The following is a 300-nucleotide window of genomic DNA, read 5'->3' on the forward strand; positions in this document are numbered from 1 at the left end:
TAAAGACAAGTTTTATTATAACGTCTTTTTAAAATTTTTCAAGAGGAAAATTGAAATTTATTCCCTCAAAACTAGATAATGCTAAAGAAGAAGTTGAGTAATCATTTTGTTCAGCTACGGCTCCTAACTTCTCGGTCGTTTCGATCCGTCCTTACAAATCCAAAAGCAGGATTTGCACGACCGGCTCTCCAACGCCTCTCGAAGTTGAACAGTCGCCTTCGCATTTCATTTTGGTTAAGTCCTCGACCGATTAGTATTTGTCAGCTCCACATGTCACCATGCTTCCACCTCAAACCTATC

This window comes from Cytobacillus praedii (genome assembly GCF_001439605.1).
In the GTDB taxonomy this organism is placed as follows: domain Bacteria; phylum Bacillota; class Bacilli; order Bacillales; family Cytobacillaceae; genus Cytobacillus; species Cytobacillus praedii.